17 protein-coding genes are annotated in these 23497 nt (G+C 60.9%); 6 read left to right on the top strand and 11 right to left on the bottom strand.

The features are described from left to right. Positions 1 to 3 precede the first annotated feature (3 nt). Positions 4 to 1719: an N-acetylglucosamine-specific PTS transporter subunit IIBC gene (nagE, locus tag AC193Q_RS25275; protein WP_483878948.1), complete on the top strand. Its 1716-nt coding sequence runs from the start codon at positions 4 to 6 to the stop codon at positions 1717 to 1719. A gap of 122 nt (positions 1720 to 1841) precedes the next feature. Here nagE and AC193Q_RS25270 read toward each other — a convergent pair whose 3' ends face one another. From AC193Q_RS25270 to purL, 3 genes are all read right to left on the bottom strand, one after another. Continuing rightward, positions 1842 to 2204, bottom strand: a complete 363-nt coding sequence (locus AC193Q_RS25270; protein WP_121183826.1) for a DUF6124 family protein — start codon at positions 2202 to 2204, stop codon at positions 1842 to 1844. A 1011-nt stretch (positions 2205 to 3215) separates the two neighbouring features. Beyond that, positions 3216 to 3527, bottom strand: coding sequence for a YqfO family protein (locus AC193Q_RS25265; protein ID WP_108181771.1), 312 nt, complete (start codon positions 3525 to 3527; stop codon positions 3216 to 3218). A 5-nt stretch (positions 3528 to 3532) separates the two neighbouring features. Continuing rightward, positions 3533 to 7429 carry a phosphoribosylformylglycinamidine synthase gene (gene purL / locus AC193Q_RS25260; protein WP_483878947.1) on the bottom strand — a complete coding sequence of 1299 codons (3897 nt, stop codon included), beginning with the start codon at positions 7427 to 7429 and terminating at the stop codon, positions 3533 to 3535. A 285-nt stretch (positions 7430 to 7714) separates the two neighbouring features. On the opposite strand from purL, the gene mltF reads away from it, so the two are divergent. Next, positions 7715 to 9175, top strand: coding sequence for a membrane-bound lytic murein transglycosylase MltF (gene mltF, locus AC193Q_RS25255; protein ID WP_080963251.1), 1461 nt, complete (start codon positions 7715 to 7717; stop codon positions 9173 to 9175). 85 nt (positions 9176 to 9260) lie between these two features. Here the strand turns inward: mltF and pdxJ are convergent, their stop codons facing one another. From pdxJ to lptF, 8 genes are all read right to left on the bottom strand, one after another. Next, positions 9261 to 10007: a pyridoxine 5'-phosphate synthase gene (pdxJ, locus tag AC193Q_RS25250; RefSeq protein WP_121183820.1), complete on the bottom strand. Its 747-nt coding sequence runs from the start codon at positions 10005 to 10007 to the stop codon at positions 9261 to 9263. Positions 10008 to 10046: 39 nt separating this feature from the next. Continuing rightward, the gene (recO, locus tag AC193Q_RS25245; protein WP_315438193.1) at positions 10047 to 10736 is read right to left on the bottom strand and encodes a DNA repair protein RecO; all 690 of its coding nucleotides are present in this window, start codon (positions 10734 to 10736) and stop codon (positions 10047 to 10049) included. A gap of 170 nt (positions 10737 to 10906) precedes the next feature. After that, positions 10907 to 11809 carry a GTPase Era gene (era, locus tag AC193Q_RS25240; protein ID WP_041064729.1) on the bottom strand — a complete coding sequence of 301 codons (903 nt, stop codon included), beginning with the start codon at positions 11807 to 11809 and terminating at the stop codon, positions 10907 to 10909. Beyond that, complete coding sequence (rnc, locus tag AC193Q_RS25235) at positions 11802 to 12491, bottom strand: ribonuclease III (protein ID WP_024011703.1); 690 nt, start codon at positions 12489 to 12491, stop codon at positions 11802 to 11804. Before rnc ends, era begins: the two co-directional genes overlap by 8 nt. Before the next feature lie 183 nt (positions 12492 to 12674). Next, positions 12675 to 13529, bottom strand: a complete 855-nt coding sequence (lepB, locus tag AC193Q_RS25230) for a signal peptidase I (protein ID WP_041064734.1) — start codon at positions 13527 to 13529, stop codon at positions 12675 to 12677. A gap of 9 nt (positions 13530 to 13538) precedes the next feature. Further along, complete coding sequence (lepA, locus tag AC193Q_RS25225; protein ID WP_041064736.1) at positions 13539 to 15335, bottom strand: translation elongation factor 4; 1797 nt, start codon at positions 15333 to 15335, stop codon at positions 13539 to 13541. Positions 15336 to 15507: 172 nt separating this feature from the next. Next, positions 15508 to 16569 (bottom strand): LPS export ABC transporter permease LptG, encoded by a 1062-nt coding sequence (gene lptG / locus AC193Q_RS25220; protein WP_483878946.1) that lies wholly within the window; start codon positions 16567 to 16569, stop codon positions 15508 to 15510. Next, positions 16562 to 17683 carry an LPS export ABC transporter permease LptF gene (gene lptF / locus AC193Q_RS25215; RefSeq protein ID WP_047292707.1) on the bottom strand — a complete coding sequence of 374 codons (1122 nt, stop codon included), beginning with the start codon at positions 17681 to 17683 and terminating at the stop codon, positions 16562 to 16564. The genes lptG and lptF overlap by 8 nt, the downstream gene beginning before the upstream one ends. Before the next feature lie 308 nt (positions 17684 to 17991). Between lptF and AC193Q_RS25210 the strand changes: the two genes are divergently transcribed. From AC193Q_RS25210 to AC193Q_RS25195, 4 genes are all read left to right on the top strand, one after another. After that, positions 17992 to 19482, top strand: a complete 1491-nt coding sequence (locus AC193Q_RS25210; RefSeq protein ID WP_047292705.1) for a leucyl aminopeptidase — start codon at positions 17992 to 17994, stop codon at positions 19480 to 19482. 60 nt (positions 19483 to 19542) lie between these two features. Further along, positions 19543 to 19971: a DNA polymerase III subunit chi gene (locus AC193Q_RS25205; protein WP_047292703.1), complete on the top strand. Its 429-nt coding sequence runs from the start codon at positions 19543 to 19545 to the stop codon at positions 19969 to 19971. Between the two features lie 8 nt (positions 19972 to 19979). After that, positions 19980 to 20366 (top strand): hypothetical protein, encoded by a 387-nt coding sequence (locus tag AC193Q_RS25200; RefSeq protein WP_047292702.1) that lies wholly within the window; start codon positions 19980 to 19982, stop codon positions 20364 to 20366. A 251-nt stretch (positions 20367 to 20617) separates the two neighbouring features. Beyond that, entirely contained in the window at positions 20618 to 23464 is a 2847-nt protein-coding gene (locus AC193Q_RS25195) for a valine--tRNA ligase (RefSeq protein WP_007965170.1), read from the top strand. Positions 23465 to 23497 lie beyond the last annotated feature (33 nt).

Below are 23497 nucleotides of genomic sequence, written 5' to 3'. Positions count from 1 at the left end.
ACCATGTACCAACTCTTCATCGAAGGCCTGCAACGCCTCGGCCGCGCGCTGATGCTGCCGATCGCGATCCTGCCGATCGCCGGCTTGCTGCTGCGTCTGGGTGACACCGACCTGCTGAACATCGCGATCATTCACGATGCCGGCCAGGTGATCTTCGCCAACCTGGCAATGATCTTCGCCATCGGCATCGCCGTCGGATTCGCCAAGGACAACAACGGCACCGCAGGCCTGGCCGGAGTGATCGGTTACCTGGTGATGATCTCCACGCTCAAGGTGCTCGACCCGAGCATCAACATGGGCATGCTCGCCGGGATCGTCAGCGGCCTGATGGCCGGGGCGCTGTACAACCGCTTCAAAGACATCAAGCTGCCGGAGTACCTGGCGTTCTTCGGCGGCCGGCGCTTCGTGCCGATCGTCACCGGGTTCGCCGCCGTCGGGCTGGGCGTAGTGTTCGGCTACATCTGGCCGCCGATCCAGCACGGCATCAATGCCTTCGGCGCGCTGATGATGGAAAGCGGCAGCATTGGTGCGTTCGTCTTTGGCGTGTTCAACCGCCTGCTGATCGTCACCGGCCTGCACCACATCCTCAACAACATGGCGTGGTTCGTGTTCGGCAACTTCACTGATCCGACCACCGGTGCTTTGGTGACGGGTGATCTGTCGCGTTACTTCGCCGGTGATCCAAAGGGCGGCCAGTTCATGACCGGCATGTTCCCGATGATGATCTTCGGTCTGCCTGCTGCGTGCCTGGCGATGTACCGCAACGCGCTGCCGGAGCGGCGCAAGGTCATGGGCGGGATCTTCCTGTCGATGGCCCTGACGTCGTTTCTGACCGGGGTGACCGAGCCCATCGAATTCGCCTTCATGTTTCTCGCCCCGCTGCTGTATCTGCTGCATGCGCTGCTGACCGGCCTGTCGATGGCGATCACCAATGCGCTGAACATCCACCTCGGTTTCACCTTCTCCGGCGGCTTCATCGACATGGTGTTGGGTTGGGGGCGCTCGACCAATGGCTGGCTGGTGATTCCGGTCGGGCTGGCGTACGCCGTGGTGTATTACGCGGTGTTTGATTTCTGTATTCGTCGCTTCAATTTGAAGACGCCGGGGCGTGAGGATGTGGCAGCGGCGGACAAGGCTGTTCTCACCGAGAATGAGCGCGCCGCGGCTTACATCAAGGCACTCGGTGGTGCGCAGAATCTGGTGACTGTCGGTGCCTGCACCACCCGTTTGCGTCTGGAAATGGTTGATCGCAACAAGGCTTCCGACGCTGACTTGAAGGCATTAGGCGCGATGGCCGTGGTACGCCCGGGCAAAGGCGGCAGCTTGCAGGTGGTGGTCGGGCCATTGGCCGACAGCATCGCCGACGAAATCCGCCTCGCCATGCCAGCGCTGGGGCGTGCGTTGGCGGCGGCGCCTGCTGCGGTGGTCGAAGAATCGAAAGCTGTATTGGTCGCTGCACCGGAAGCTCAACAATGGCTGACTGCGTTGGGCGGTAGCGAGAATATGCTGCAGCTGGACTGCATCGCACTGACGCGTATTCGTGTGCAACTGGCCGATGGTAAAGCGTTGTCCGAGGCTCAGTTGAAAGAGCTGGGTTGCCAGGGTGTCAGCCCGTTGGAAGGTGGGGTCTGGCATTTGTTGATTGGTGAGAAAGCGGCGAGTTTGAGTGGGGCGATTGAGGCGTTGGTTAATCGGAGTGAGGTCAGCGCCAAGGTTTGACTCGCCGGCGTCTGGGCGGGCCTCTTCGCGAGCAAGCTCGCTCCCACATTGACCTGTGTACGCCGGTCAAATGTGGGAGCGGGCTTGCTTGCGAAGAACGATAACGCGGTGATCCTGAGAGATCAGGTCTGTGGATCGACTCGATCCAGCGCGCGGTTTACCGCGAGTTCGGCGAGCATGACGATTTGCTGGATCGCCAGTGCGGTGCTGCGTTGCAGACCGCTGAGTTCGTTGGCGAAGTTGCTGGCCATGGCACTGGCGCAGGCCAACGATTCGTAGGCGTGGGCTAGCAGGGTTTCTGTGTCGATGCTGGGGTTGACCAGGAACATCGTGCTGGGCTGATGCGCCTCAGCGGATTGCGGGGTGAAGTAGAAATCGACAGCGCGCTTGATGGCTTCACGGTCTTTTGTCAGGTCTTCGACGCGGATGGCGTCGGCGGGTGGAGATGTGGCTCTGTGGGGTGGGTCGGGGATCAGTTTGTCCATCGAACAAGTCCTTTTAAGTGTTGTAGCCACTTGCTCCCGATCTCACTCGGAGAAGAGGTGGCAGCCATGTACGGAGTGAGATTACCGGTAAGGACCCCAAATCCGGCCGGACCGAAGTCCGCCCGTACATAGCCGCCATAAGGAATTGCTGACAGCGAAAGCTGGCCGCAATTATGGGGGCACTTGTCTGGGGATCCAAATCGGGTATCTCACCTCCCGATCGCTGAATTGGCAGCGACAGACAAAGCCTAGAGACCGGACGTCCGAGGGACAACCTGAAAACCTTGTGGGAAGGTTCTGGTAGTTCCACACACTCTTAAACACAAAACATCCCGTGTAGGAGCTGCCGAAGGCTGCGATCTTTTGATCTGGCCTTTGACTGTAAAAAACCAAAGTCAAAAGATCGCAGCCTTCGGCAGCTCCTACAGGTGAGTACTGCACCCGATAGAAATTGGTCGTTTTTCAGGCCGCCATCGCTGGCAAGCCAGCTCCCACAGTTTTGATTTGTGTATACCCCATGCGGCGCAGCCGCCCACTTAACACGATGAGCGTTAGCTCGAGTACCGCTTTTGATCTTGATCCACGGGCGACATCGGAAGGCTGAGCGGAGGGATTGATCCGGGGGTGGGAGCGCAGCGACCGTTTGGCGCAGCCAAACACAGCGAGAGGAGGTGCAGCGAAGCAAACCGTAGGCGCTGCCCCCGGATCGATCCCGCAGCGAAGGGACCCCGAGCCCCAGCGAGCGGGCCGAACGCAGGAGCAAGCGTTTTTTTGCTTACTTTTTTTAGGCGTTTGTAAAAAAAGTGAGTCGCCGTAAGGGCGAAACCGCCAGCCGCCGCACCCGAAGCAACGGATACTCACTCAATCAGACAGAGCATGGTCGCCTATAAGGGCGCCATCGCTGGCAAGCCAGCTCCCACAATGAAACGCAGTCCCCCCTCAAATCGCAGGTAACAAAAAACCCGCAGACAATCACTCATCTGCGGGTTTCCCGTTCCAGCGGCAGAAAGATCAGAAATCCTCCAGCCGCCACACCTCATAAGCCGGCGTCTCGTAAGGGTGACTCAACTTCAAAGCCGCCACCACCTCACGAATCAGCTCATCACAAACCACAAGCTCAACCTTCCATTCCTCGACCCGCTCAACCCGCCCCGCCTCGCCAATGAACGGCTGACTGCCGTCCAAAGGCCGAAACTGACCAGACCCAAGCACCTGCCACGCACAGTGGTCATAGTCCCCGATCCGCCCACCACCGGCAGCGAATACAGCGTCCTTGACCACCTCGACATGACTGTCGGGAACAAAAAACGCGAGCTTGTACACAGGCCTCAGTTCACCCAGACGCGCGCGTTACGGAACATGCGCATCCAAGGAGCATCTTCGGTCCAGTCCTCCGAACGCCACGAGTTCTGCACCGCGCGGAATACCCGCTCCGGGTGCGGCATCATGATCGTCACACGACCGTCGCGGCTGGTAAGGCCGGTGATCCCGCGCGGCGAACCGTTCGGGTTGGCCGGGTAGGCTTCGGTGACCTTGCCGTGGTTGTCGACGAAACGCATCGCCACGCAACCGGACAGATCGGCTTCCAGCAAGGCTTCTTCGCTGGAGAACTCGGCATGGCCTTCACCGTGCGCGATGGCGATCGGCATGCGTGAACCGGCCATGCCCTGCAGGAAGATCGAGTTCGATTCCTGGATCTGCACCATCGCCACGCGCGCTTCGAACTGCTCGGAGCGGTTGCGCACGAAGTGCGGCCAGAACTCGCTGCCCGGGATCAGCTCGTGCAGGTTGGACATCATCTGGCAGCCGTTGCACACGCCGAGGGTGAAGCTGTCGTTACGCTCGAAGAAGCCCTGGAATGCATCGCGGGCACGGCTGTTGAACAGTGCCGACTTGGCCCAGCCTTCACCGGCGCCGAGGACGTCGCCGTAGGAGAAACCACCGCAGGCCACCAGGCCTTTGAACTCGTTCAGGTCAACACGGCCGGCGAGAATATCGCTCATGTGCACGTCGATCGCGTTGAAACCGGCGCGGTCGAACGCCGCCGCCATTTCCACCTGACCGTTGACGCCCTGCTCACGCAGCACGGCAACCTGTGGGCGGATGCCTTTCTTGATGTAAGGCGCGGCGATGTCCTGGTTGATGTCGTAGCTCAGCTTGACGCTCAGGCCCGGGTTGTCCTCTTCCAGCAGCGCATCGAACTCTTGCTCGGCGCAGTCGGCGTTGTCGCGCAGGCGCTGGATCTGGTAGCTGGTTTCAGCCCAGGTACGTTGCAGCAGACGACGCTGGCCTTCGAACACGGTGTCACCGTTGAAGGTGATGTTGATCTGGCCATTGTTGATCGGCTGACCGATCACGGAAACGCAGTCACCCAGACCGGCAGCGCTGAATTGGGCGAGGATGTCCGGGGTCGCGTCCTGGCGAACCTGGATCACGGCACCCAGTTCTTCGTTGAACAGGATGGCGGCGATTTCTGCCGAGGATTCAGCAACGCTGTCGAGGTTCAGGCTCAGACCGCAGTGGCCGGCGAAGGCCATTTCCACCACGGAGGTCAGCAGACCACCGTCGGAACGGTCGTGGTACGCCAGCAGGTGACCGTCGGCGTTGAGGCCCTGGATCACCGCGAAGAAGGCTTTCAGGTCTTCGGCGTCATCGACGTCCGGTGCCTGCTTGCCGAGCTTGCCGTGAACCTGAGCGAGGATCGAGGCGCCCATGCGGTTCTGGCCGCGACCGAGGTCGATCAGGATCAGATCGGTGGTGCCTTTGTCCATGCGCAGTTCCGGGGTCAGGGTCTGACGGATGTCAGCCACTGGGGCGAAACCGGTCACGATCAGCGACATCGGCGAGGTCACGGTTTTTTCTTCACCGTTGTCGTTCCAGCGGGTGGCCATGGACATCGAGTCCTTGCCGACCGGAATGGTGATGCCCAGCTCAGGGCACAGTTCCATGCCGACCGCTTTCACGGTGTCGTACAGACGCGCGTCTTCGCCCGGGTGGCCGGCAGCGGACATCCAGTTCGCCGACAGCTTGATGTCGGAGAGCTTGTTGATGCGCGAGGCGGCAATGTTGGTCAGGGTTTCGCCGATGGCCATGCGGCCCGACGCCGGAGCGTCCAGCAGCGCCAGCGGAGTACGCTCGCCCATCGCCATCGCTTCACCGGTGTAGACGTCGAAGCTGGTGGCGGTGACGGCCACGTCCGCCACCGGAACCTGCCAAGGGCCGACCATCTGGTCACGGGCCACGAGGCCGGTGATGGTGCGGTCGCCGATGGTGATCAGGAAGCTTTTGCTCGCCACGGCCGGATGGTGCAGGACGCGCTCGATGGAATCGGCGATGTCGAGGTTCGACGGATCGAAATCATCGCCCAGCTCGGCTTCGCGCACCACCGAACGGTGCATGCGCGGCGCCTTGCCCAGCAACACTTCCAGCGGCATGTCCACCGGGTTGTTGCCGAAGTGGCTGTCGGTCACGGTCAGTTGCGGTTCAGCGGTGGCTTCACCAACAACGGCAAACGGGCAACGCTCACGTTCGCAGATCGCCTTGAAGCGCTCAAAGTCAGCCGGGCCGACTGCCAGAACGTAACGTTCCTGGGATTCGTTGGACCAGATTTCGTGCGGGGCCATGCCCGGCTCGTCGTTTGGAATGTTGCGCAGTTCGAAACGGCCACCGCGGTCGCCGTCGTTGACCAGTTCCGGGAAGGCGTTGGACAGACCGCCCGCGCCCACGTCGTGGATGAAGCTGATCGGGTTCTTGTCGCCCAGCTGCCAGCAACGGTCGATGACTTCCTGGCAGCGACGCTCCATCTCAGGGTTTTCACGCTGTACGGAAGCGAAGTCGAGATCCGCCGAGCTGGTGCCGGTGGCCATCGAGGACGCGGCGCCGCCGCCCAGACCGATCAGCATCGCCGGGCCGCCGAGCACGATCAGCTTGGAGCCGACGACGATCTCGCCTTTCTTGACGTGCTCTTCACGGATGTTGCCCATGCCGCCAGCCAACATGATCGGCTTGTGGTAACCGCGAACTTCGTCACCGTGCGGAGTAGTGATCGACTGTTCGAAGGTACGGAAGTAGCCGGTCAGGGCCGGACGGCCGAATTCGTTGTTGAACGCGGCGCCGCCGAGCGGGCCTTCGATCATGATGTCCAGCGCATTGACGATGCGCTCAGGCTTGCCGTACGGCACTTCCCATGGCTGTTCGAAGCCCGGGATCTGCAGGTTGGACACGGTGAAACCGGTCAGGCCGGCCTTTGGCTTGGCGCCACGACCGGTGGCACCTTCGTCGCGGATCTCGCCACCGGAACCGGTGGAGGCGCCCGGGAACGGGGCGATCGCGGTCGGGTGGTTGTGGGTCTCGACCTTCATCAGGATGTGCACCGGCTCCTGCACCGCGCCGTACTGGCGGGTTTCCGGATCCGGGAAGAAGCGGCCGGCGACGTTACCGACGATCACCGAAGCGTTGTCCTTATAAGCGGACAGCACGCCTTCGTTGTGCATCTGGTAGGTGTTCTTGATCATGCCGAACAGGCTTTTTTCCTGGCTCTCGCCGTCAATATCCCAACTGGCGTTGAAGATCTTGTGGCGGCAGTGCTCGGAGTTGGCCTGGGCGAACATCATCAGTTCGATGTCGTGCGGGTTGCGCTTGAGACCGTTGAAGGCGTTGACCAGATAGTCGATTTCGTCTTCGGCCAGGGCCAGGCCCAGTTCAGTGTTGGCTTTTTCCAGCGCGGCGCGGCCGCCACCGAGGATGTCGATGGCGGTCAGCGGCTTCGGTTCGGCGTGGCTGAACAGACCGGCGGCCTGTTCCAGATTGCCCAGGACGATCTGGGTCATGCGGTCATGCAGCACGTCGGCAATCTGCTGGGCTTCGGTGTCGCTGAACTGGCCGGCCACGTAGAACGCGATGCCGCGCTCCAGACGCTGAATCTTGCTCAGGCCGCAGTTGCGGGCGATGTCGCTGGCCTTGCTCGACCATGGCGAGATGGTGCCGAAACGCGGCAACACCAGGAACAGACGGCCGGTCGGCTCTTGTACCGGAACGCTTGGGCCGTACTTCAGAAGGCGCGCAAGCACCTGCTGTTCGTCGCCGGTCAGGACGCCGGTGACTTCGGCGAAGTGAGCGAATTCAGCATACAGGCCATTGACAGCTGGAACCTTCTGGCTCAGTTGCTCAAGGAGTTTGCTGTGGCGAAAGGCAGAAAGGGCAGGAGCGCCGCGCAGGATCAACATCTTCGGGACAGCCTCGGGAAGGGGTGTGCTTTGAGGCCGTGCATTCTAGCCTAAACCGCCCTCAACATCACCCGAAACGCTACGCACGGTTGCACTCGGATATCAATCTGTGTTTCTGCCTTTGAAGTCAAATTTCGAGCGTGTGCGGGCCACGCTTATTTTTTCTGTCACAAAATGCCGTTCAGCCCCATTCCTGCGGGGTTTCGTGCGGTTTTGTGATCTCTAGCAGACAAGCCCCTCACTGTCGAGATATGGCGCCCGCAGCCGTTTGCGTATACTGCGCACATGTTTTTCCCAACGGCTTTGCGTCCGCGGTACGCCAAATGGCTGATCGCAACCGGACTCTTCCTGATGCTCGGCGGCTGTGTTGATAAACCCAACACACTCGAGCGCGTAAAGGAGGATGGTGTGCTGCGGGTGATTACCCGTAACAGCCCCGCCACCTACTTTCAGGATCGCAGCGGTGAAACCGGCTTCGAATACGAGCTGGTGAAGCGCTTCGCCGACGATTTGGGGGTCGAACTGAAGATCGAGACCGCCGACAACCTCGACGACCTGTTCAACCAGATCGGCAAGCCGAACGGCCCGGTACTGGCGGCGGCGGGCCTGGTCAGCAGCGAGGAGCGCAAGAAGCAGGTGCGGTTCTCCCACTCCTACCTCGAAGTCACCCCGCAGATCATCTATCGCAACGGCCAGTCGCGGCCTACCGACCCGGGCGATCTGGTCGGCAAGAAGATCATGGTGCTCAAGGGCAGCACCCACGCCGAACAGCTAGCGGAGCTGAAAAAGAAATTCCCCGGCATCGAATACGAAGAATCCGACGCCGTGGAAGTGGTCGACCTGTTGCGCATGGTCGATGAAGGCCAGATCGACCTGACGCTGGTTGATTCCAACGAAGTGGCAATGAACCAGGTGTACTTCACCAACATCCGTGTGGCCTTCGACCTCGGGGATGCGCGCAGCCAGAGCTGGGCGGTGGCCGCCGGCGAAGACAACAGCCTGCTCAACGAGATCAACGCCTACCTCGACAAGGTGCAGAAGAACGGCACCCTGCAGCGCCTGAAAGACCGTTACTACGGCCACGTCGATGTCCTCGGCTACATGGGCGCCACCACCTTCGCCCAGCACCTGCAGCAGCGCCTGCCCAAATACGAACAGCACTTCAAGGCCTACGCCAAGAAAGAGAAAATCGACTGGCGCCTGCTCGCGGCCATCGGTTATCAGGAATCGCTGTGGCAACCGGCGGTCACTTCGAAAACCGGCGTGCGCGGTTTGATGATGTTGACCCAGAACACCGCTCAGGCGATGGGCGTGTCGAACCGGCTCGATCCCAAGCAAAGCATCATGGGCGGCGCCAAGTACCTGGCCTACATGAAGGATCAGCTCGACGAGTCGATTCAGGAACCGGACCGTACCTGGTTTGCGCTGGCGGCGTACAACGTCGGCAGCGGCCACCTCGATGACGCGCGCAAACTGGCATCCCGCGAAGGCCTGAACCCGGACAAGTGGCTGGACGTGAAGAAGATGCTGCCGCGCCTGTCGCAGAAGCAGTGGTACAGCAAGACCCGCTACGGCTATGCCCGGGGCGGCGAGCCGGTGCATTTCGTGGCGAACATCCGTCGCTACTACGACATCCTGACCTGGGTGACCCAGCCGCAGCTTGAGGGCGATCAGGTGGCCGAAGGCAATCTGCATGTGCCGGGGATCGACAAGTCAAAACCGGCTCAAGAGCCTGCCCCGCTCTAAAAGCAAAAGATCGCAGCCTTCGGCAGCTCCTACAGGGTTTTGCGTACATCTGTAGGAGCTGCCGAAGGCTGCGATCTTTTGATCTTCAGCCTTTGAGCGCAGCTGCCAGAATCAGCGCCTTCATCTCGGCCACCGCAGATTTGAAGCCCACGAACAACGCATGTGCCACCAGCGCATGGCCGATGTTCAATTCGTTAATGCCCTTGATCGCTGCCACTGCTTCGACGTTGTGATAATGCAGGCCATGCCCGGCATTGACGATCAGGCCCTGCGCCAGACCAAATGCTACGCCGTCCGCCACACGCTTCAATTCCTCAGCAACTTCGGTCGGGGTTTCGGCATCGGCGTAACGCCCGGTGTGCAGCTCGATGGCCGGTGCACCAACGCGCTTCGACGCAGCGATCTGGCGCTCGTCGGCATCGATGAACAGCGACACTTCGCTGCCGATCTTCGACAGGCGCGCGACCGCCGCCTTGATCCGCTCTTCCTGCCCCGCTACATCCAGACCGCCTTCAGTGGTCAGTTCCTGACGGGTCTCCGGGACCAGGCAGATGTGCGCCGGACGGATGCGCTCGGCGAACGCCATCATTTCTTCGGTGACGCCCATTTCGAAGTTCATGCGGGTCTGCAGCACATCCTTGAGCAGCAACACGTCGCGCTCCTGAATGTGCCGGCGGTCTTCACGCAAGTGCACGGTGATGCCGTCGGCGCCCGCCTCTTCCGCGTCCAGCGCTGCCTTGACCGGATCCGGGTAGCGTGTGCCACGGGCCTGACGCAGGGTGGCGACGTGGTCGATGTTCACGCCAAGAAGAATGCGATTGCTGGTGGTCACGGATGCGCTCCTGAAGGGAAAGATTCGGCGCACAGCATATCAGGGCTTGCGAAATAGCTCGCGGCTGACGAGGGGCCGACCGCCCAAATGAACGGCCAGTGCCTGACGCATCAGACGCTTGGCCGCCGACAGTGCACCGGGCGCGGTCCAGTCGGCTTCAGCCATGGCCAGTAACTCGACGCCGTTGAACAGACCCGGCTGCAACAGGAAGACGCGCTCTAGCCCGGCATCCACTTGCAGGCGATAGAGGCCGTCCGCAGCCACTGGCTCGCCGTGGATGTCAGTGCTCATCGAGAAGCCGTAACCGAGATCGTCCAGCAGGCGCCATTCGAACGAGCGCAACAACGGCTCCAGCGGGCGGCCTTCGGCCAGGGCCAGCAGGGTTGCAGCGTAGTGATCGAACACCGCCGGGTGCGGATCTTCGGCGGGCAGCAGGCGGATCAGCAGCTCATTGAGATAGAGGCCGCTGAACAGTGCATCACCGACCATCCAGGTCGCGTTGCCGGCACTTTCCATGCGCCCGACATTCTTCAACTCACCCTTGCCACGAAACTCGACTTCCAGCGGCACGAACGGTCGCGCCAATGTCCCGGCCTTGCCCCGCGCACTGCGCAACACCGCCCGCAGCCGACCTTGCGGCGTGAGGAAATCGACCAGCGCGCTGGTTTCGCGGTAGGCGCGCGAATGCAGGACGTAGGCGGGTTGGGCAGGAGGTGGGGTTTGCGACATGGAGTTCTCGATGAAGAAACGCAGTCTTGAGATCAACATAAACCAAATGTGGGAGCGGGCTTGCCCGCGATGGCGGATTCACATTCAACATCTCTGTTGAACATTACATCCTCATCGCGGGCAAGCCCGCTCCCACAGGGTTCTCTGGTTTAAACAGGAACCGAGATTTTTTACAGGTCGCCGTAACCCAGCGAACGCAGAGCACGCTCGTCGTCGGACCAGCCGCCCTTCACCTTCACCCACAGGTTGAGCATGATCTTGGCGTCGAACAGCAACTCCATGTCCTTGCGCGCTTCGGTGCCGATACGTTTGATGCGCTCGCCCTTGTCGCCAATGATGATCTTCTTCTGGCCGTCACGCTCAACGAGGATCAGCGCATGGATGTGCAGGGTCTTGCCTTGCTGCTTGAACTCTTCGATCTCGACGGTGATCTGGTAAGGCAGTTCGGCGCCCATCTGACGCATGATCTTCTCGCGCACCAGTTCGGCAGCGAGGAAGCGGCTGCTGCGATCGGTGATCTGGTCTTCCGGGAAGAAATGATCGTTCTCCGGCAAGTGATCGGCGATGACCTTTTCCAGCGCGTCGAGGTTGTGCCCTTGCTGCGCGGAAATCGGGATGATCTGCGCGTTCGGCAACTGTTCCTGCAACCACGACAGGTGTGGCATCAGCTCGGCCTTGTCTTCGATGCGGTCGGTCTTGTTCAGCGCGACGATCAGCGGACCGGTCACGTACTGTACGCGCTCCAGCACCATCTGGTCTTCTTCGGTCCACTTGGTGCGATCGACCACGAAGATCACCACGTCGACGTCTTTCAGCGCCGCCGAGGCGGTTTTGTTCATGTAGCGGTTCAGGGCCTTTTCGCCACCCTTGTGCATGCCGGGGGTGTCGACGTAGATCGCCTGCACGTCACCTTCGGTCTTGATCCCGAGCATGTTGTGACGGGTGGTCTGCGGCTTGCGCGAGGTGATCGCGAGCTTCTGGCCGAGGATGTGGTTGAGCAACGTCGACTTGCCGACGTTGGGACGGCCGACGATGGCAACGTAGCCACAGCGAGTTGCGTTTGTATCAGTCATTGCCATTCTCCACGCCCAGGGCAATCAGTGCTGCGGCGGCCGCTACCTGTTCGGCAATACGACGGCTCACACCCTGACCTCGGCTTTTTTCATTCAATAAGACCACTTCGCACTCGACGAAGAAGGTACGGCAGTGCGGCTCACCCTGGATGTCCACCACTTCATAGCGCGGCAGTTCACAACCGCGCGATTGCAGGTGTTCCTGCAGACGGGTCTTCGGATCCTTGTTGGTGTCGACCAGCGTCAGGCCTTCGAACTCACCGGCCAGCCAGGCCAGCACGCGCTCACGAGCGACGTCCATGCCAGCATCCAGGTAGATCGCGCCGATCAGCGCTTCGAGGGCGTCGGCCAGAATTGATTCGCGACGGAAACCACCGCTTTTCAGTTCGCCCGAACCCAGACGCAGGTAGTCACCCAGATCGAAACCACGGGCCAGCACGGCCAGTGTCTCACCCTTCACCAGGCGTGCGCGCAAACGCGACAACTGGCCTTCGCGAGCCAGCGGGAAGCGATCGAACAGCGCCTCGCCGGCGACGAAGTTGAGGATGGCATCGCCAAGGAATTCCAGGCGTTCGTTGTTACGCCCGGCAAAGCTGCGGTGCGTGAGGGCCAGCAGCATCAGCTCCTGATCCTTGAAGGTGTAACCGAGCTGGCGCTCGAGACGGCTTAGAGAAACGCTCACGGTTTACCCACGCTGAGTTCGTGGCTGGATTCCACTGCCATCGCCGGGGTACGGCGCAGGCCTGGGACAATTAACGCTGTGTTCAAAAATGACGTCCTGAATATCGTGGCTTCATGCCCTGGCGCCAATTTGTGTCGACGCCAGAAATGCATTCGGCGCTGTGGTCAACAGCGCCGTGATTGATTACTTGATCAGGCCAACCCGCGAGAAATTCGGCAGGTGGCTGAGTTTCGGTTCCGGCCAGCTCATCCAGACAGCGAAGGCTTTGCCGACGATATTCTGGTCGGGAACCATGCCCAGCAGATCCTTGGGAATGTTCGGGTCGTCCCAGTAGCGACTGTCGTTGGAGTTGTCGCGGTTGTCGCCCATCATGAAGTAGTGCCCGGCCGGCACGGTCCAGGTATGGTCCGGCGTCGCGCGGTAGCGGCTCATTTCCTTGCGGATCAGATGCTCGGCGGCGCCGAGTTTTTCCTTGTAGAGTTCCGCGCTGCCCAGCGTGCCCGGCTCGGAGCCGACCAGTTGCTCGGCAATCGACTCGCCGTTGACGAACAGACGCTTGTCGGCGGTGTAACGCACCGTGTCGCCCGGTACGCCGACTACACGCTTGATGTAGTTGACGTTCGGATCGCTCGGGTAGCGGAATACCATCACATCGCCACGCTGTGGATCACCGACTTCGATGATTTTCTTGTCGATCACCGGCAGGCGGATCCCGTAAGAAAACTTGTTCACCAGAATGAAGTCGCCGACGTCCAGCGTCGGTTTCATCGAGCCGGACGGAATCTGGAACGGTTCCACCAGGAACGAACGCAGCACCAGCACGATGAACAGCACCGGAAAGAACGACTTGCCGTATTCAACCAGCAACGGCTCTTTGTTCAGCTTCTCGACCACCACGGGCTCCGGCTGGCTGACACTGCCTTGATAAGAGGCAATCGCAGCACGCCGACGCGGCGCCAGGAACAGCAGATCGAGCAACGCCAACAGGCCGCAGACGAACACGGCGATGACCAGCAACAGCGGGAAATTTAGTGACATAGGACCTGACTATTCCAACCTGAGCACGGCGAGGAAGGCTTCTTGTGGAATTTCCACGTTGCCGACCTGCTTCATGCGTTTCTTACCGGCCTTTTGCTTTTCAAGCAGCTTTTTCTTACGGCTTACGTCACCGCCGTAGCATTTGGCCAATACGTTCTTTCTGAGTGCCTTGACGGTGGTCCGGGCGACGATCTGACCGCCAATGGCAGCCTGAATCGCCACGTCGAACATCTGACGAGGAATCAGTTCTTTCATCTTCTCGGTCAACTGGCGACCTTTGAAGTGCGAATTGTCACGGTGCACGATCAACGCGAGGGCGTCGACCTTGTCACCGTTGATCAGCACGTCCAGTTTCACCAGATTAGCCGATTGGTAACGATCGAAATGGTAATCCAGCGAAGCATAGCCGCGGCTGGTGGATTTGAGACGGTCGAAGAAGTCCAGGACCACTTCGTTCATCGGCAGGTCGTAGGTCACTTGGACCTGATTGCCGAGGAACAGCATGTCGACCTGTACGCCGCGTTTCTCGATGCACAGGGTGATGACGTTGCCCAGGTGTTCCTGCGGAACCAGGATGTTGGCGCGCACGATTGGTTCGCGCATGTCTTCGATGGCCGACACATCCGGAAGCTTGGACGGGTTGTCGACGTAAATCGTTTCACCGGTTTTCAACACCAACTCGAAAATTACCGTTGGCGCGGTGGTGATCAGGTCCAGGTCGTATTCGCGCTCCAGGCGCTCCTGGATGATCTCCATGTGCAGCATGCCGAGGAACCCGCAACGGAAGCCGAAGCCCAGGGCGTCGGAGCTTTCCGGGGTGTACTGCAGCGAGGAGTCGTTCAGGGTCAGTTTCTGCAGCGCTTCGCGGAAGTCCTCGAAGTCGTCGGAACTGACCGGGAACAGACCGGCGTAAACCTGTGGCTGGATGCGTTTGAAGCCGGGCAGCACTTCAACGTCCGGGGTCGAACTCAGGGTCAGGGTGTCACCGACCGGTGCACCGTGAATGTCCTTGATGCTGGCGATGATGAAGCCCACTTCGCCGGCCTTGAGGTCGGCAGTGGCAGTGTGTTTCGGGTTGAACACACCGACGCTGTCCACCAGGTGGATCTTGCCGGTGGATTTCACCAGGATCTTGTCGCCTTTCTTCACGCGGCCATGACGCACGCGCACCAGGGAAACAACGCCCAGGTAGTTGTCGAACCAGGAGTCGATGATCAACGCTTGCAGCGGATCTTCGATGTTGCCGGTCGGCGCAGGAATGGTCGCGACCAGACGCTCGAGCACTTCGTCGACACCCAGGCCGGTCTTGGCACTGCAGGTAACGGCGTCGGTGGCGTCGATGCCGATGATCTTCTCGATCTCGTCCTTGACGCGGTCCGGCTCGGCCTGTGGCAGGTCGATCTTGTTCAGCACCGGCATGACCTCGAGGCCTTGCTCGATGGCGGTGTAGCAGTTGGCCACGGACTGGGCTTCAACACCCTGACCGGCATCGACCACCAGCAATGCGCCTTCACACGCGGCCAGGGAACGGCTGACTTCGTAGGTGAAGTCGACGTGACCCGGGGTGTCAATGAAGTTCAGCTGGTAGGTGACGCCGTCTTTGGCTTTGTAATAGAGGGTAACGCTGTGGGCCTTGATGGTGATCCCGCGTTCGCGCTCCAGATCCATGGAATCCAGTACCTGGGCTTCCATTTCACGCTCGGCCAGGCCACCGCACATCTGGATGAAACGGTCAGCCAGCGTCGACTTGCCATGGTCAATGTGGGCGATGATGGAGAAATTGCGGATATGACTCAAATCACTCACGGATCAACACTCAAAAAGGCTGCAGGCTTGGCCCGCCGAAAAATAGCCGGGAATTGTACCTGATACACGGCGCAAGCGTCACGTTCGCCTGTCACCCGGATTGCATACGAAAACGCCCCGATCTGTCGATCGAGGCGTTTTCGCGGTTAAAGCATTGGCAACAACGCGGTCATCAACCGGCGCGTCGCAGCAACCAGACACCCGCCAGCGCACAGACCGTGGCCGGTACCAGCACCGCGAACAGCGGCGAGAAGCCAAACACCAGGCTCGACGGGCCGAGCAGATCCTGGACGATGCGGAAGGTGAAGCCTACCAGCACACCAGTGAACACCCGCTGACCGAGGGTCACCGAGCGCAACGGGCCGAAGATGAAGGAAATCGCCATCAGCACCAGCGCAGCGGTGACCAGCGGCTGCAACACCTTGACCCAAAATGCCAGCCAGTAACGACCGTTGCTCAGGCCTTGATCCGCCAGATAGTGGATATAGCCCCAGAGACCGGAAATCGACAGCGACTCAGGCGCCATCACCACCGTGTTGAGCAATTGCGGGCTCAGCGACACGTCCCACTCCTCGCTCGGCGCATTCACCACTTCGGTGCTGCGCTCGTGGAACACCGTGGTGGTCACGTCAGTGAGCAGCCAGCGCTTGCCGTCGAACTCCGCACGCTTGGCGAAGCTGGAGCTGAGCAGGTGGCGCTCTTTGTCGAAGTGATAGCGGGTCACGCCATACAGCAGGCCGTCGGGTTGCACGGCGTTGACATGGATGAACTCCTCGCCCTGACGGTGCCACATACCGTGTTTGGCGCTCTGCGCATCGCCGCTGCCTTGCGCCAGCGAGCGATTGGCCTGCGCCATGCTTTCGGTGGCCGGGGCCACGTATTCACCGATCAGCACACCGGCCAGCATCAGCACCAGCATGGGCTTCATGACCGCCCAGACAATGCGCCCGATGGACACACCCGCGGCACGCATCACCGTCAGCTCGCTGCTGCTGGCCAGACTGCCGAGGCCGATCAGACAGCCGATCAGCGCGGCCATCGGCAGCATTTCATACAGACGGCGTGGCGCCGTGAGCAGGACGAAGCTCAGCACATCGGTCAGGGTGTAGGTATCGCTGACGTCGCTCATCTCGTCGATGAAGGCAAACAGGGTCGCCAGACCCAGAATGATCGCCAGCACCGCGATGATCGCCACGAATACGCTGCTGCCGATGTAGCGGTCGAGTTTAACCACGGGCCACCTCCAGCGCAGCGCTGCGACGACTGGCCAGCTTCAGGCGCAACGGTTCCCAGTACAACAGGCCGAGACCGATGAACAGGAAGATCCCGTGCACCCACCACAGGCCAAGGGCCGGTGGAATCTTGCCTTTTTCGAGGGCGCCGCGGGCGGCAATCAGGATGGTCAGGTAAGCCATATAAAGAAGAATCGCCGGCAGCAGCTTCAGGAAACGGCCCTGACGCGGATTGACCCGCGACAGCGGCACCGCCATCAGGGTCACGATGAATACCAGCAACGGCAGCGAAATCCGCCATTGCAGTTCGGCCCTGGATCGCTCGTCGTCGGCGCTCAGCAGGGTCGAAGTCGGGATCGCATCACGGTCGGTAACTTCGTCGCTGGCATCGGGCTTGGGCAGCAATACACCGTAGGTGTCGTATTTGATCGCGCGGTAATCGGCCTGACCCGGGCTGCCGTCATAGCGATAGCCGTTGTGCAGGATCAGGTAGCGGTTGCCGTCCGAGTGGACTTCCTGCCGCCCCTTCTCGGCCACCAGTACGGAAATCCCGCGGTCTTTCTGATCCGAGCCGAGGTTCTTCTGCGAGATGAACACGCCGCCGAGGTTGACGCGATCGTCGGTCAGGCTTTCGGTGTAGGTCACCCGGGTACCGTCACGCAATGCCTGGAAACGGCCGGGTTCGAGGGTGTCGAACTCGGTCAGCGCGTCCTGCTTGTTCAGCAGCAGCTGAAACTGATTGGCGCCCTGCGGGGCCAGGCTCAGGCTCAGCCACGCGACGGCCAGTGCCACCAGCGTTGCCGGGAACAGGGTCATGCGCAGCAGACGCTGCTGACTCATGCCGGTGGCCGAGAGCACGGTCATTTCGCTTTCGAGGTACAACCGGCCGTAAGCCAGCAGGATCCCGAGAAACAGGCCCAACGGCAGGATCAGCTGCATGAAACCCGGCAGGCGGTAACCCATGATCAGGAACAGCGATCCCGGATCGAGTTGGCCCGCAGCGGCCTGGGCAAGGTATTTGATGAAGCGACCGCTCATGATGATGACCAGCAGCACGGCGCTGACGGCGCTCAGGGTCAACATCACTTCACGGGACAGATAACGGAAGACGATCAAACCAGACACTCCAGGGTTGTCAGGCTAAGGCGGCCAAACAAGCAAACGTTTCGAGCGACCCGCAAGGCAGAGCCGTCGAAAAAAGATGCGGCATTATCCTGTGATTGAGGGCGCCTGTCACTGCGCACACTCACCCAAGCGTAGATTCCGTTGAAGATCGCACAACCGAGGGTTGTCAGGCGCGGTGAGCGAGGTTCAAACTGCCGCCTTCGTCGCAGGCACAGACCTGCGCCTCTTCTATCTATAGGCAGGCGACTGCGGACACCGTCGAACGCCTGCGTGTTGACCATTCATTCAGGGATCCGGACATGGAACTGGTTGTAAAAAGCGTTAGCCCAGAAACGTTGAAAACCGCCACCCTGGTGGTTGCCGTTGGCGAAGGCCGCAAACTCGGCGTTGCCGCCCGACAGGTCGACGAGCTGAGCGGTGGCGCGATCAGCGCCGTACTCAAGCGTGGCGATCTGGCCGGCAAGGTCGGTCAAAGCCTGCTGCTGCACAGCCTGCCGAACCTCAAGGCCGAGCGCGTGCTGCTGGTCGGCGTGGGCAAGGATGAAGAACTGGGTGACCGTCCGTTCCGCAAAATCGTTGCCGGCATCCTCAACACCCTGAAAGGTCTGGGCGGCAGCGACGCCGTACTGGCCCTGGATGAAATCATCGTCAAGAACCGCGACAGCTACGGCAAGACCCGCCTGCTGGCCGAAACCCTGGTGGATGGCGAATACACGTTCGACCAGTTCAAGAGCCAGAAAGCCGAACCGCGCGCCCTGAAGAAAATCACCCTGCTGACCATCAAAGCCGCCCAGGCCGAAGTGCAGCGCGCGGTGAACCACGCGACCGCGATCGCCAACGGCATGGCGTTCACCCGCAATCTGGGCAACCTGCCACCCAACATCTGCCATCCGACCTTCCTTGGCGAACAAGCCAAGAACCTGGGCAAAGAGTTCAAGGATCTGAAAGTCGAAGTCCTCGACGAGAAGAAGATCAAATCACTGGGCATGGGTTCGTTCTACGCCGTCGGTCAGGGCAGCGCCCAGCCACCGCGCCTGATCGTCATGCAATACAACGGTGGCAAGAAGTCCGAGAAGCCTTACGCGCTGGTCGGCAAAGGCATCACCTTCGACACCGGCGGTATCAGCCTCAAGCCTGGCGCCGGCATGGACGAAATGAAGTACGACATGGGCGGCGCGGCCTCCGTGTTCGGTACCCTGCGTGCCGTCCTTGAGCTGAAGCTGCCGATCAATCTGGTGTGCATCCTCGCCTGCGCGGAAAACATGCCGAGCGGCACTGCGTCGCGTCCGGGCGACATCGTCACCACCATGAGCGGCCAGACCGTGGAAATCCTCAACACCGACGCCGAAGGCCGTCTGGTGCTGTGCGACGCGCTGACCTACTCCGAGCGCTTCAAGCCGCAAGCGGTGATCGACATCGCCACCCTGACCGGTGCCTGTGTGGTTGCACTCGGTGCACACACGTCTGGCCTGCTGGGCAACAACGACGAGCTGATCGAGCAACTGCTCAGTGCCGGCAAGGCCGCTGACGACCGCGCCTGGCAACTGCCGCTGTTCGACGAATACCAGGAGCAGCTGGACAGCCCGTTCGCCGACATCGCCAACATTGGCGGGCCGAAGGCCGGCACCATCACCGCCGCATGCTTCCTGTCGCGCTTCACCAAGAACCTTAACTGGGCGCACCTGGACATCGCCGGCACCGCATGGACCAGCGGCGGCAAGGACAAAGGCGCCACTGGCCGTCCGGTTCCGCTGCTGACCCAATACCTGCTGGACCGCGCCAAAGCCTGAAACCGATGAACCTGGGCGGCGTCACTCTACGGTGACGCCGTTCCAGGCTCAGGAACCGCAATGACCAAAGTCGACTTCTATATCCTGCCCAGCGCCGATCCTTCGGCTCGCCTGGACTTTGCCTGCAAGCTCACCGAAAAAGCCTGGCGCATGGGCCACCGCATCTACCTGCATTGCAGCGATGCTGCTCAGCGTGATGATCTCGATGCGCGCCTGTGGGCATTCAAGGGCGAAACCTTCGTCCCTCATGGCCCTGCCGATAGCGAACCGGACGGTTTGATTGTGCTGGGAGTCGGCGCGGACTGCGGCGCGCATCAGGATCTGCTGGTCAACCTCGACCTGAAAGTCCCGGCCTTTGCCAGCCAATTTGCCCGTGTGGCGGAAGTGGTGGTGGAAGATCCGACGATTCGCGCGGCGGCACGGGAGAGTTTCCGTTTCTACCGCGAACAGGGCTATCCTCTGCAAGATCACCGTTTACAGCGACTCTGAGTACGCCGATGGACACTCCAAAACCGCTGCAAAAGCCTGCGCACCTGCTGGACGATCTCGAATCGATCCGCCAGTTGCTCGGCGATGACAACCTGCAACCGCCACTGCTGACCGACACGGTCGATGACGGTGAACAGGAACAGATTCCTATGCTGTTCGAGGCCGTCGACGCCACGCCGCCGACCATCGAACCGACACCTGCTCCGGCTCCGGCACCCGCTGCCGCACCTGTGGATAAAGGCCCGGACGCCCTGCTGCACCTGGACAGCGAACTGCGCGCCGCCGCGCAATTGATCATGCAGGACGTGATCGACGACTTCGCACCGCACATTGAAACCGAAATCAAACGCCGCCTCGAGGCGCGGATGGAACGGTTGCTCAGCCAGTACGAATAACCCGGATAGATCCCCTTGTGGCGAGGGGATTTATCCCCGATCGGCTGCGCAGCAGTCGTGAACCCTGCGAATACGCAGCGTGATTGAGTTATTTGGGGCTGCTGCGCGGCCCATCGGGGATAAATCCCCTCACTACAAGGGTTCCCCCCAACATTAGTGTCCGCCCAGCCTCCCCCCGCTCGCCCTCGGCCCCATGCCCCGCTATACTTCCCGGCTTTTCCTGAATAAATGCCAATAGGGTCCCGCCGCGCATGGATAAGACCTACCAGCCGCACGCCATTGAAACTTCCTGGTACAACACCTGGGAGTCCGAGAACTATTTCGCACCGCAAGGCGCGGGCGATTCCTACACCATCATGATCCCGCCGCCGAACGTCACCGGCAGCCTGCACATGGGTCACGGTTTCAACAACGCGATCATGGACGCCCTGATCCGTTTCCGCCGCATGCAGGGTCGCAACACCCTGTGGCAGCCGGGCACCGACCACGCCGGTATCGCCACGCAGATGCTGGTGGAGCGCCAACTGGAAGCCACCGGCCAGAACCGCCACGACCTGGGCCGCGAAAAATTCCTCGAGAAAGTCTGGGAGTGGAAGGATCAGTCCGGTGGCAACATCAGCCGTCAGATCCGTCGCCTCGGTTCGTCCGTGGACTGGAGCCGCGAGCGCTTCACCATGGACGACGGCCTCTCGGAAGCGGTCAAGGAAGCCTTCGTACGCCTGCACGAAGACGGTCTGATCTACCGCGGCAAGCGTCTGGTCAACTGGGACACCAAGCTGCACACGGCGATTTCCGACCTCGAAGTGGAAAACCACGACGAAAAAGGTTTCCTGTGGAACCTCAAGTACCCGCTGGCCGACGGCGCGAAAACCGCTGAAGGCAACGATTTCCTGATCGTCGCGACCACCCGTCCGGAAACCATGCTCGGCGACTCCGCCGTCGCGGTTAACCCGAACGACGAACGCTACAAAGCCCTGATCGGTAAATTCGTCGAGCTGCCACTGGTCGGCCGCCGTATCCCGATCATCGCCGACGATTACTGCGACCCTGAATTCGGCACCGGCTGCGTGAAGATCACCCCGGCCCACGATTTCAACGACTACGAAGTCGGCAAGCGCCACAACCTGCCGCTGCTGAACATCTTCGACAAGAACGCCAACGTGCTGCCCGCAGCCCAGGTGTTCAACCTTGACGGCACGTTGAACGACAGCATCGACGGCAAGATCCCGGCCGAGTACGCCGGTCTCGAGCGTTTCGAAGCGCGCAAGCAGATCGTCGCTGCGTTCGACGCCGCCGGCCTGCTGGTCAGCGTCGACGATCACAACCTGAAAGTGCCGAAAGGCGACCGTTCCGGCACCGTCATCGAGCCGTGGCTGACCGACCAGTGGTACGTGTCGACCAAGCCTCTGGCCGAGCCGGCGATTGCCGCCGTTGAAGACGGCCGCATCCAGTTCGTGCCCAAGCAGTACGAAAACATGTACTTCTCGTGGATGCGCGACATCCAGGACTGGTGCATCAGCCGTCAACTGTGGTGGGGCCACCGGATTCCGGCGTGGTACGACGAGTCGGGCAAGGTCTACGTCGGTCGCGACGAAGCCGAAGTGCGTGCCAAGCACAACCTCGGCCCGGACGTTGCGCTGCAACAGGACAACGACGTGCTCGACACCTGGTTCAGCTCGGGCCTGTGGACGTTCTCCACTCTGGGTTGGCCGGAAAAGACCGAGTTCCTGAAGAAATTCCACTCCACCGACGTGCTGGTCACCGGTTTCGACATCATTTTCTTCTGGGTCGCCCGGATGATCATGCTGACGATGCACCTGATCAAGAACGAGGACGGCACCCCGCAGGTACCGTTCAAGACCGTTTACGTGCACGGCCTGGTGCGTGATGGCCAGGGCCAGAAGATGTCCAAGTCCAAAGGCAACGTCCTTGACCCGCTGGACATCATCGACGGTATCGAGCTGGAAGCCCTGGTGCAGAAACGCACCTCCGGCATGATGCAGCCGAAACTGGCGAAGAAGATCGAGAAGCAGACCCGCGACGAGTTCGCCGACGGCATTGCCAGCTACGGCACCGACGCCCTGCGCTTCACCTTCTGCTCGCTGGCCTCGACCGGTCGCGACATCAAGTTCGACATGGGCCGCGTCGAAGGCTATCGCAACTTCTGCAACAAGATCTGGAACGCCGCGCGTTATGTTCTGGACAAAGGTGAAGACTGCGGCCAGAACGGCGAAGCCTACGAGCTGTCGCTGGCGGATCGCTGGATCATCTCGCAACTGCAACGCACCGAAGCCGAAGTGACCCGTCAACTGGATCAGTTCCGTTTCGACCTCGCCGCGCAAGCGCTGTACGAGTTCATCTGGAACCAGTACTGCGACTGGTACCTGGAACTGTCCAAGCCAGTGCTGTGGGACGAAAACGCGCCGGTCGAGCGCCAGCGCGGCACCCGTCGCACGCTGGTGCGCGTGCTGGAAGTGGCGCTGCGTCTGGCGCATCCGTTCATGCCGTTCATCACTGAAGAAATCTGGCAGCGCATCGCGCCGCTGGCCGGTATTCAGGGCAAGACGATCATGCTGCAGCCTTGGCCAGTGGCCAACGAAGAGCGCATTGATCCGGCCGCCGAGGACGACATCGAATGGCTCAAAGGTCTGATGCTCGGCACGCGCAACATTCGTGGGGAGATGAACATCGGCCCGGGCAAACCGCTGCCGATCTACCTGAAGAACGTCAGTGCTGAAGACCAGCGTCGTCTGACCGAGAACGAAGCGCTGCTGAAGAAGCTGGCGCGTCTGGAATCGATCACCGTGCTGGCCGCTGGCGAAGAAGCGCCACTGTCCGCCACCGCGCTGGTTGGCGAGATGGAAGTGCTGGTGCCGATGGCCGGCCTGATCGACAAGGGCGCCGAGCTGGCGCGTCTGGACAAGGAAATCCTGCGTCTGCAGGGTGAAGTCCAGCGAGTTGGCGGCAAGCTGTCGAACGCCGGTTTCGTTGACAAGGCCCCGGCCGAAGTCATCGAGAAGGAACGCGCCAAACTGGCCGAGGCGGAACAGGCCTTGGGCAAACTGGCCGAGCAACACGCGCGGATTTCCAGCCTGTAAGGGCAAGCCGCAATGACAAAGGGAGGCCAAGTG

The sequence above is a fragment of the Pseudomonas sp. F2 genome (assembly GCF_057174385.1).
The sequence above is the reverse complement of the archived record's forward strand: the minus strand, read 5'-3'. Positions and strand labels throughout refer to the sequence as shown.

Coding starts and splice junctions, on each gene's coding strand:
- nagE (WP_483878948.1), top strand. CDS start 4: ATGTACCAACTCTTCATCGAAGGCCTGCAACGCCTCGGCCGCGCGCTG.
- AC193Q_RS25270 (WP_121183826.1), bottom strand. CDS start 2,204: ATGGACAAACTGATCCCCGACCCACCCCACAGAGCCACATCTCCACCC.
- purL (WP_483878947.1), bottom strand. CDS start 7,429: ATGTTGATCCTGCGCGGCGCTCCTGCCCTTTCTGCCTTTCGCCACAGC.
- mltF (WP_080963251.1), top strand. CDS start 7,715: ATGTTTTTCCCAACGGCTTTGCGTCCGCGGTACGCCAAATGGCTGATC.
- recO (WP_315438193.1), bottom strand. CDS start 10,736: ATGTCGCAAACCCCACCTCCTGCCCAACCCGCCTACGTCCTGCATTCG.
- era (WP_041064729.1), bottom strand. CDS start 11,809: ATGACTGATACAAACGCAACTCGCTGTGGCTACGTTGCCATCGTCGGC.
- lepB (WP_041064734.1), bottom strand. CDS start 13,529: ATGTCACTAAATTTCCCGCTGTTGCTGGTCATCGCCGTGTTCGTCTGC.
- AC193Q_RS25210 (WP_047292705.1), top strand. CDS start 17,992: ATGGAACTGGTTGTAAAAAGCGTTAGCCCAGAAACGTTGAAAACCGCC.
- AC193Q_RS25205 (WP_047292703.1), top strand. CDS start 19,543: ATGACCAAAGTCGACTTCTATATCCTGCCCAGCGCCGATCCTTCGGCT.
- AC193Q_RS25200 (WP_047292702.1), top strand. CDS start 19,980: ATGGACACTCCAAAACCGCTGCAAAAGCCTGCGCACCTGCTGGACGAT.
- AC193Q_RS25195 (WP_007965170.1), top strand. CDS start 20,618: ATGGATAAGACCTACCAGCCGCACGCCATTGAAACTTCCTGGTACAAC.